At 61.4% G+C, this 4,893-nt stretch carries 5 protein-coding genes and 1 pseudogene; all 6 read left to right on the top strand.

The annotated features are described in order from the left end of the window. Positions 1 to 531 (top strand): annotated as a pseudogene (locus ACRXB1_RS30475) (phosphatase); the annotation flags it as partial. 164 nt (positions 532 to 695) lie between these two features. Further along, complete coding sequence (locus tag ACRXB1_RS30470; protein WP_062169760.1) at positions 696 to 1,337, top strand: L-threonylcarbamoyladenylate synthase; 642 nt, start codon at positions 696 to 698, stop codon at positions 1,335 to 1,337. A 154-nt stretch (positions 1,338 to 1,491) separates the two neighbouring features. Then, a complete protein-coding gene (locus ACRXB1_RS30465) occupies positions 1,492 to 2,157 on the top strand; it encodes a site-2 protease family protein (RefSeq protein ID WP_061999079.1) in 666 nt (221 codons plus the stop codon). Between the two features lie 4 nt (positions 2,158 to 2,161). Then, a complete protein-coding gene (locus tag ACRXB1_RS30460; RefSeq protein ID WP_061999080.1) occupies positions 2,162 to 3,364 on the top strand; it encodes a tryptophan--tRNA ligase in 1,203 nt (400 codons plus the stop codon). After that, positions 3,361 to 3,984, top strand: a complete 624-nt coding sequence (locus ACRXB1_RS30455) for a class I SAM-dependent methyltransferase (RefSeq protein ID WP_449494158.1) — start codon at positions 3,361 to 3,363, stop codon at positions 3,982 to 3,984. The genes ACRXB1_RS30460 and ACRXB1_RS30455 overlap by 4 nt, the downstream gene beginning before the upstream one ends. 42 nt (positions 3,985 to 4,026) lie before the next feature. Beyond that, a partial coding sequence (gene dapA / locus ACRXB1_RS30450; RefSeq protein WP_449494157.1) for a 4-hydroxy-tetrahydrodipicolinate synthase occupies positions 4,027 to 4,893 on the top strand: 867 nt, incomplete at its 3' end.

Genomic DNA, 4,893 nt, shown 5'->3' with positions numbered 1-4,893 from the left:
CGCGGTGAGGCCATCGGGCAGGCGCTGGCCGCGATCGGCATCCCGGGCGCCTATGAAGGCGCGCTGACCTACGTGAACGACCCGGCAATGATCTCGCGCACACACTTCGCGCGTTTTCTGGTTGATAAAGGCTACGCAGAGTCCACCTCGGACGTGTTCTCGAAATACCTCGGTGACGGAAAACCGGGTTTCGTCGGCCATCGATGGTCGAAACTCGCCGACGCCATGAAATGGATCAAGGCGGCCGGCGGCGAAGCGGTGATCGCGCACCCGGGGCGCTATGATTTCTCGCAGGTCGAATTCGCCGCGCTCTTCGATGAATTCATCCAGCTCGGCGGCCGCGCCATTGAAGTGGTGACGGGCAGCCATACGCCGGACCAGTATCGGGAATATGCGGAGGTTGCGCGCCGCTATGGGTTCTACGCTTCACGTGGTTCGGATTTTCATGCGGCGGGCGAGGGCCGTATCGACCTTGGCCAATTGCCGCCGCTTCCCGCCGACCTCAAACCCGTCTGGGAATGCCTGCGCTGAGCTTGTCCGCCACGCCTCGCACGATCCTTGCACGACTTCACGCTTTCCTTGCGCCGTTTGTCGCGCAATAGCATGAATTTGCGGGTATTCTGCCGAGTTCACATGGAGAGCCTCGGGCAAACCGACGGATGCTCCCGCCGGGCAACTTTTCTAGTCCTCTGGTCATGTCTCAATTCTTTCGCATTCACCCGGATAATCCGCAGCCGCGGCTGATCAATCAGGCGGTGCAGATCATCAACGATGGCGGCATCGTGGCGTTGCCGACCGATTCGAGCTATGCGCTGGCGTGTCATCTCGATGACAAGGACGCCGTCGAGCGTATTCGCCGCATTCGCGGGCTCGACGAGAAACAACTGCTTTCGCTGCTGGTGCGGGATTTGTCCGAGCTTTCGAATTTTGCGATAGTCGATAACCGGAACTATCGTCTGATCAAATCCGTGACGCCGGGTCCTTACGTTTTCGTATTGCAGGCAACCAAGGAAGTCCCGCGGCGCCTTTCGCATCCGTCGCGCAAGACGATCGGCCTGCGGGTGCCGAATCACGCCATCACGCTTGCGCTGCTGGAAGCGCTCGGACAACCGCTGCTGGGCTCTACGCTGATCATGCCCAACGATACCCATCCGCTCAACGACGCCGAAGAGATCCGCGAAAAGCTGGAAAAACAGATCGATCTCGTGATCGACGCCGGCGCCTGCCCCATGGAACCGTCAACCGTGATCGATCTGACGGGCGAAGTACCGGTCCTCGTGCGCCCGGGGCTGGGAAGCCTGGAACCGTTCGGTCTCACCGCTGACAGCGCGCAATGACACGGGCGGGCAACATTTCCATCACCTGAATTTCCGCGATGACACAATAGGGCGGCGCGCGAGGCAAAGCGCACGCCTCGATGCGCGACGGCCCGCGAACGCTCGCACACACCGCCATGAGTGGCGCCACAACTGCTTGATACAATAGCGAGCTATGGATTCCTCCCTGATACAAACGATCGCGGTCTACGCGCTCCCCGTGATTTTCGCGATCACGCTGCACGAGGCCGCGCACGGCTACGCGGCCCGCCTCCTGGGCGACAACACGGCTTACGTGCTCGGCCGCGTCTCGCTTAATCCGATGCGCCACATCGACCCCATCGGCACGCTGGCAATTCCGCTGGTGCTGTATTTCGTCACGAGCGGCGCGTTCATGTTCGGGTACGCAAAACCGGTTCCGGTTGCATTCGGCAATTTGCGCAATCCGCGCTGGGGCAGTTTGTGGGTCGCGGCTGCCGGGCCGGCCAGCAACTTCGCGCAAGCGCTGATCTGGGGCGTGATTGCCGTGCTGCTCGCAGCATTCAATGTCAACGAACCCTTCCTCACGCGCATGGCTGCGGCGGGCGTGGGCGTGAACCTCGTGCTCGGCGTGCTCAACCTGTTCCCGCTGCCGCCGCTCGACGGCGGCCGTGTGCTGATGGCCTTGCTGCCGGTGCGTGCATCGATCATGCTGTCGCGGCTCGAGCCGTACGGGTTTTTTATCGTGATGGCGCTGGTCATGACCGGCACCCTGACGCGTTTCTGGCTCGGACCGCTGGTGAGCGCCGGGTACGTCGCGGTGTCGGCCGTCCTGAATCCCCTTGCTTCGCTCTTCCAATAAAACCATGTTCCCTGACCGTATCTTCTCCGGCATGCGGCCTACCGGCTCGCTGCACCTAGGCCACTATCACGGCGTGCTCAAGAACTGGGTGCGGCTGCAGTCCGAATACCCGTGCTTTTTTGCGGTCGTCGACTGGCACGCACTGACGACGCACTACGAAACGCCCGAGGTGATCGAGAAGAACGTGTGGGAAGTGCTGATCGACTGGCTCGCTTCCGGCATCGACCCGGCGCAGGCCACGCTGTTCATTCAGAGCCGCGTGCCTGAGCACGCCGAACTGGCGCTGCTGCTCGGCATGGGGACGCCGCTCGGCTGGCTCGAACGCGTGCCGACCTACAAGGAACAGATCGAGAAGCTGAAGGAAAAGGATCTCACCACATACGGTTTTCTCGGTTATCCGGTGCTGATGGCGGCAGACATCCTGCTGTATCGCGCGTCGCTCGTTCCGGTGGGCGAAGACCAGGTGCCGCACGTCGAAATGACGCGTGAAATTGCCCGGCGCTTCAACTATCTTTATGGACGTGAAGCCGATTTCGAAGAGAAGGCGCTCGATGCCGCCAAGAAGCTCGGCGGCAAGCGTGCAAAGCTTTATCACGAGTTGCGCGTCGCGTATCAGCAAGAGGGTGACGACGAAGCGCTCGAACAAGCACGCGCGATGCTGCAGGAATCGCAGAGCTTGTCCATGAACGATCGCGAACGGCTTTTCGGCTACCTGGAAGGCGCGCGCAAGATCATCCTGGTCGAGCCGCAAGTGCTGTTGACCGAAGCGTCGCGCATGCCGGGCCTCGACGGCGCCAAGATGTCGAAGTCGTATGGCAACACTATCGGCTTGCGTGAAGACGCCGAGAGCATCACGAAGAAAGTGCGCACCATGCCGACCGATCCGGCGCGTGTTCGCCGCACCGATCCGGGCGATCCGGACAAATGCCCGGTATGGCAGCTTCATCAGGTCTACACCGACGAAGCGACGCACGAGTGGGTGCAAAAGGGGTGCCGCACTGCGGGCATTGGCTGCCTCGAGTGCAAGCAGCCGGTGATCGAAGGGATCCTGCGCGAGCAGCAACCCATGCTCGAGCGCGCACAGAAATACATGGACGACCCTTCGTTGTTGCGTGCCATCGTGGCCGATGGCTGCGACAAGGCGCGCAAGTTTGCAGTCGAAACCATGCGCGACGTTCGCGACGCCATGGGCCTGTCTTACAACTGAAGCAAGCCGTGACGCCGACGCCCGCGCTGTATTCGCCCCCAACCACCGCCAGTGCATGGATTGAGCAATGGTCGCATCTGGTGGAAAAGGGCGGTGCGGTGCTTGACGTGGCGGCCGGCAACGGCCGTCATTCGCGGTTTTTTGCATCGCGTGGACACGACGTTCTGGCACTGGATCGCGATGAAACCGCGCTCGCCAGTCTCGCTGCCGTGCAGCACGTAAGCACGCGTTGCGCCGATCTTGAAAATGCGGCGTGGCCCTTGCGCGAAGACGAACAGTTCGCCGCCGTGGTCGTGACGAACTATCTTCACCGGCCGTTATTTCCCTTTCTTCTCGATGCCCTCGCGCCCGGCGGCGTGCTGCTCTACGAAACCTTTGCCGCAGGCAATGCGCAATTCGGCAAGCCATCGAATCCGGATTTCCTGCTCAATCCCGGCGAACTTCTCGACGCCGTGCGCCCGCGCTTGCGGGTCATCGCTTATCAGGATGGATTTATCAGCGCGCCGCGTGCATCCTGCGTGCAGCGCATCTGCGCCGTAGCCGAGTCGGCGCCTCTGTCCACGGGCCTTACGGACCGTAACAATGCCGCACCCCCGGATCGTTACGTTCTACAGTCCTAATCCGCTACAATCGCGGTTTCCGACCAATTTCCCTAGCGTTTCATGACAAACGGAACACACGGCGGCATCCAGATCCGCGGCAGCATTCCTGCCATCGTCACCCCGATGCACGAGGACGGTAGTCTCGATCTGCCGGCGTTTCGAAAACTGATCGACTGGCATGTTGAAGAGGGCTCGAACGGGCTCGTCGTCGTCGGCACCAGTGGTGAGTCCGCCACGCTCTCCGTGGAAGAGCACGTGTTGATGGTGAAAACCGCCGTCGAACATACGGCCAAGCGCTTTCCGATCATCGCGGGCGCGGGTGGCAACTCCACCTCGGAGGCCATCGAACTGGCGCGCGCCGCGAAGGAAGTTGGCGCGGACGCTACGTTGCAAGTGGTTCCGTATTACAACAAGCCCACCCAAGAGGGCATGTACCAGCACTTTCGCAAGATCGCGGAATCGGTTGATCTGCCGGTGATCCTGTACAACGTGCCGGGCCGTACTGTTGCCGACATGAATCACGACACCGTGATCCGCCTGGCAAACGTGCCAGGAATCATCGGCGTGAAGGAAGCGACGGGCAACATCGATCGTGCAGCGAATCTGATCAACGAGGCACCCGCGCATTTCGCAATCTACAGCGGTGACGATCCGACCGCGATCGCGTTGATGCTGCTCGGCGGCCACGGCAATATTTCGGTGACCGCGAACGTGGCACCGCGTGCAATGAGCGAACTCTGCCGTGCGGCGCTGGCCGGCGACGCCATCACGGCACGCAAGATTCATTTGAGCCTGTTGTCGCTGCACAAAAACATGTTCTGCGAGTCGAATCCGATTCCCGCGAAATGGGCGCTGACCGCGCTTGGGCGCATGGGGAGCGGGATTCGCCTGCCGCTCACGCCGCTCGACGCGCGTTATCACGACGTA

The sequence above is a fragment of the Caballeronia sp. M23-90 genome, assembly GCF_053574605.1.
The sequence above is the reverse complement of the archived record's forward strand: the minus strand, read 5'-3'. Positions and strand labels throughout refer to the sequence as shown.

Excerpts from the sequence above, each read along its gene's own strand:
- ACRXB1_RS30470 (WP_062169760.1), top strand. The coding sequence starts at position 696 with ATGTCTCAATTCTTTCGCATTCACCCGGATAATCCGCAGCCGCGGCTG.
- ACRXB1_RS30465 (WP_061999079.1), top strand. The coding sequence starts at position 1,492 with ATGGATTCCTCCCTGATACAAACGATCGCGGTCTACGCGCTCCCCGTG.
- ACRXB1_RS30460 (WP_061999080.1), top strand. The coding sequence starts at position 2,162 with ATGTTCCCTGACCGTATCTTCTCCGGCATGCGGCCTACCGGCTCGCTG.